The following is a 4,122-nucleotide window of genomic DNA, read 5'->3' as shown; positions in this document are numbered from 1 at the left end:
GTACGCACCCAGGTCCGGCGCGGCGCCGGTGAATGGCAGGCCAACATCGACGCCTGCATCAACCAGATCACTGCCGCTCACGAGACGGAAGTTTGGCATGGGCGGCAGGCTGCCATCCGGCAGGCGCGGTGCATCCCAGCCTTGCGTAGACACGCCCTGGAAGTCGGCAGCGGTAACCGACACCGGCAGGTTCCAGCTGTTGTAGGCATTGTCCGTACCGGCCATATTGGTGACCGCTGTGCCGAGATAGGACAGGTTGTTGCGCAGAATGCCGAGATTGATCGCAGCGCCGCTCGGGTCCACGCCCAGCATATTGAAGTTGTAGTGATTGGCCACGCCCGTGTTGTTGTAGAAGAAGCTCGCCACAGGGTGGTGATTGGCGTAGAAGCCCGCCGCCTTGTTGTTGAAGGCGACATTGAAACGCGCGATGTGCTGCGGCGCATTCGCCGCATAGCCACCGCCAAAGCCACCGAGCTTGATGCCATTGCCRTTGCCTGCCGCGATCGGCGTCGTTGTGCCCGGATAGTAGCCCTGCAGCCATGCCCAGGAATTCTCGATGATGATTTGCGAGCCGGCGTTGATCGTGTCATAGCCGTCGTCCGTGTTCGACCATGCACGGCAGCCGCGGAACACATTGCCCGGGCGGTTGGCCTTCACGTGTGCGCCGAAACCATCGGCGTTTTGCCCCGGACCGCTCTTGCTGTACGGGTCGTAGTTGTGGTGCGAATCGACGTTCAGGATCAGGTTATTACTGCCATCCGACAGGAACAGGCCCGGCCCCATATGATGGTGCGTGTTCAGGTATTCGAAGATGTTGCTGCTGCCATTGATCCAGATGCCCCAGCTTTCGTTATTCAGGTAGTTACCCGGATGCTGCGGCGCGCCCGTCACTTCAAGGCCCTTCAGGTGCAGATAGCTGGCGACCACGTTGAAGCCTTTCACGCGGCAGTTGTCCTGCATCTGCGAGAAATCAAACACCGGTGTCTCGCCGGGATACGCCCAGTAGCGGATTGGCTTTCCGGCCTGGCCACTCTTGTTCAAGGTGATGACGTTGACGGTGTCCGTCATGCTGGCGCAGCTGTTCAGGCCTGCGGTGAAGACGTAAGCGCCGCCGCGGAAGTAAATCGTGTCATCGGCCACGGCCATCGCCTGGGCCTTGGCAAAGGTTTTCCATGGAGCGGACTGCGTACCTGCATTGTTATCGTCGCCGGCGGGCGATACGTAATACGTTGCTGCGGAAGCGAGGGATGACATGGCGAACGCGCATGACGATACGAACAGACTACTCTGCCTTAGTTTCATGGTGTCTCCGGATTGTTTTGTTATGAGGGGACTGCTGATGAAGCCAAGACAATAGTAGTGCCAATCCCTGTGCGGGATTGGTCAGCTTGCTGAGTGTTTATCAGCGGCAGAGGGATGCGAGGTCGAGCTTGTCGCCTTTCGGTGCGGGGAGTTGGATGCCACGTTCTTTCGCGGTGCGTCCGATGACCGTGCCGCTGCCTGGCTGCGCGTAGGCGGGATCGGCTTGCGCCTGCGCCAGCGTGACGTAGTGCGCACCGGCTGCATCGAGGCGGCGCAGTACGTCGTCCAGTGTGATTGCACTGAATGCGCCAATGTGCGTGAGCAGCACCTGTGGAATCATGCGGCCATAGACTTGTTGCGACTCCGACTTCATGCGCGCGATTTCATCATCGACGCCCTTCATGAATTGCGCGCGCATGGCTTCGATGCTGGTGTTGTCGCCCTTGGTGACGCAACGGGTGTAGGCATCGGTGTATTCCCAGTCGTCGAAGGATACGCTCACGTCGGCGATGCGATAGCCGCGTCCACGCAGGAAGGCGCGCGCGCTTTCACGCTTCACGAGGTCATTGCCTGCCGCGAGATTGGGGAAGCGGAAGTAGTGCCAGTTGGCGCCGGCCATACGCTGGGCAATCACCGGCTCGCCCGCGATCACATCGCCCTCCCACGCATCCTGGGTTTCGGCCGCATCGAGATTGAGGTGGCTATAGGTGTGGTTACCCAGTGGGAAGCCCGCCTGGCGCCACATGTCCAGCACCTGCACGCTTGCAGGTTYGACCGCCAGCGCACGCGCATTCACAAAGCCATAGGCCTCGGGCACGCCATGCGCTTTCAGGGTTCGGATAAAAGTTTCCGCAATGCTGTTGCGGGTGGCGCCGGGAGGAAGTCTGCCGCCATGCGCTGGCAGGTCGTCCACCGTGATCGCAATATTGAACGGCTCGGCCGCGGCAGCGGATAGTGCAACTGTGATCAGGCCAAGAAAGAGTGAGCAGCGTGACGTATTCATGGCATCGTTCTCCGCAATGTGAACTGCCCTATCGATAGAAAATCCGTGCACCTCACCTGTAGTGTAACTCTAATTTGACACTATGAAACGAGACTTGGCTAGTTCAGTTGCATAACCGCACCTGCCAATCGACGGAACTGCAGCATAGATCAGAAAGTCATATGTCCAACTCCTACGATACTGCGCAATCGTGACTGTTCAAGATCAAGGATTGCCTTTGCCGCCCGCCACGCCGTACACCTGCCCCGTCGTATAACTGGATTCTTCCGAAGCCAGGGTGACATACGTCGCGGCCAATTCAGCCGGCTGCCCCGGCCGTCCAAGCGGCGACTCTTCGCCGAATTTTTCGAGATTGTGCTGGGTCTGCCCACCTGAGACTTGCAGCGGGGTCCAGACCGGCCCGGGGGCAACGGCGTTCACGCGGATGCCCTTCTCGCCCAATTGCTTGGCAAGCGCCTTGGTGAACGCCACTTGCGCTGCCTTGCTCTGGGCATAGTCAAGCAAGTTAGCCGAAGGATCGTAAGCTTGCACCGACGCCGTCACGATGATCGCGCTGCCCGGCCTCATGTGCGGTAAGGCAGCTTTGGTGATCCAGAACATCGCATACAAATTGGTCTTGAAGGTGTCGTCCAACTGCTTCGTCGTCAGATCGAGAATGGACATGCTCGAATGCTGGCTTGCCGCGTTGTTGACGAGAATATCGAGACCACCCAGTTCGCGCACTGCATCGTCCACCAGCTTTTTGCAGAAAGCCTCATCGCGAATATCACCCGGCAGCAGCACCGCCTTGCTGCCCGCGGCACGAATCAGTTCTTCGACATCGCGTGCATCGGACTCCTCGGCGGCAAGATAACTGATCGCCACATCGGCGCCTTCGCGCGCATATGCAATTGCTGCAGCGCGGCCGATGCCGGAATCGCCGCCGGTGATCAGCGCCTTGCGGCCAGCCAGCCGCCCGCTGCCTTTGTAGGTCTTCTCGCCATGGTCCGGCGGTGGAATCATTTGACTGGCCAGTCCAGGCCATTCCTGATGCTGCATCTGGAACGGTGGCTTGGCATAAAGTTCGCGTGGGTCTGTCGGGTTCATGATGCCTCCTGCGTGCGTCGAAGATATCGGCGCAGTATGGAAGCGGCGGGCTTGCGGCCAAAGCAGCGCACGTGCCGCGCCCCTGTCAGCGCAGGCCCACAGTTACATCTCGAAATGTAAGTAAAATTGCAAATGACTAGCCGTAGCCTAAAATGCAAGCAGGTAAAACACATGGGGAGGCTGCCATGGATACCTCGCTGAAACGTCTTCTTCTCGCACTGGCTGCAGGAATGGCCTTGTCAGGCTGCGCCGTCTACGCACCACCTTATGCTTACGATGCCGCGCCAGCGGCGCCGGCATACTACTACCCCAACGGCTACAGCTATTACGACTACGGCTACCCGGCTTACTATTGGCCGCCGGTCTCGCTCAACTTCGGCTACTACGGACACAGCGGTTACCGCGGCGGCGGCGGCTGGCGCGGCCGCGGTGGCTGGCGCGGCCACCGCTGAGAATGCGACCGCCTTAAAAAGCACAAGGGCCGGAACTCCGGCCCTTATTTTCTTTGGTCGACAAATTACAGCTTCATCGACACGTGCGCAGGTGCTGGCTCAGGTTCGTTCAGTAAGCCATCAATCTCGTGAATGACGCGATGTGCTTCGACCAGTGCCTTTGTTTTGGCCCTGTCGTAGCCGCCAACAACACGGGACATTTTGGAAGCGGACAGTTCTTCCTCTTGATGCAGATCGGCGACGTTCAGTAGTTTGCTCATGATGATTCTCCTTGGGTGG

The 4,122-nt window shown here is 59.1% G+C and carries 5 protein-coding genes; 1 reads left to right on the top strand and 4 read right to left on the bottom strand.

The genetic code is table 11. The features are described from left to right. The 3 genes from AB4Z11_RS25200 to AB4Z11_RS25190 all read right to left on the bottom strand — a co-directional run. The coding region (locus AB4Z11_RS25200; RefSeq protein ID WP_442028517.1) for a right-handed parallel beta-helix repeat-containing protein at positions 1 to 1,254 on the bottom strand (1,254 nt) is incomplete at its 3' end. Positions 1,255 to 1,402: 148 nt separating this feature from the next. Next, positions 1,403 to 2,305, bottom strand: coding sequence for a polysaccharide deacetylase family protein (locus AB4Z11_RS25195; RefSeq protein WP_442028516.1), 903 nt, complete (start codon positions 2,303 to 2,305; stop codon positions 1,403 to 1,405). Positions 2,306 to 2,509: 204 nt separating this feature from the next. Further along, positions 2,510 to 3,493 (bottom strand): SDR family oxidoreductase, encoded by a 984-nt coding sequence (locus tag AB4Z11_RS25190; protein WP_442028518.1) that lies wholly within the window; start codon positions 3,491 to 3,493, stop codon positions 2,510 to 2,512. Positions 3,494 to 3,576: 83 nt separating this feature from the next. On the opposite strand from AB4Z11_RS25190, the gene AB4Z11_RS25185 reads away from it, so the two are divergent. Then, on the top strand, positions 3,577 to 3,843 hold the full coding sequence (locus tag AB4Z11_RS25185) for a hypothetical protein (protein ID WP_442028515.1): 267 nt from the start codon (positions 3,577 to 3,579) through the stop codon (positions 3,841 to 3,843). 65 nt (positions 3,844 to 3,908) lie between these two features. Here the strand turns inward: AB4Z11_RS25185 and AB4Z11_RS25180 are convergent, their stop codons facing one another. Beyond that, on the bottom strand, positions 3,909 to 4,103 hold the full coding sequence (locus AB4Z11_RS25180) for a hypothetical protein (RefSeq protein ID WP_442028514.1): 195 nt from the start codon (positions 4,101 to 4,103) through the stop codon (positions 3,909 to 3,911). Between the last annotated feature and the right edge of the window lie 19 nt (positions 4,104 to 4,122).

The sequence above is a fragment of the Pseudoduganella sp. RAF53_2 genome, assembly GCF_052113985.1.
Classification (GTDB): Bacteria; Pseudomonadota; Gammaproteobacteria; order Burkholderiales; family Burkholderiaceae_D; genus Rugamonas.
The sequence above is the reverse complement of the archived record's forward strand: the minus strand, read 5'-3'. Positions and strand labels throughout refer to the sequence as shown.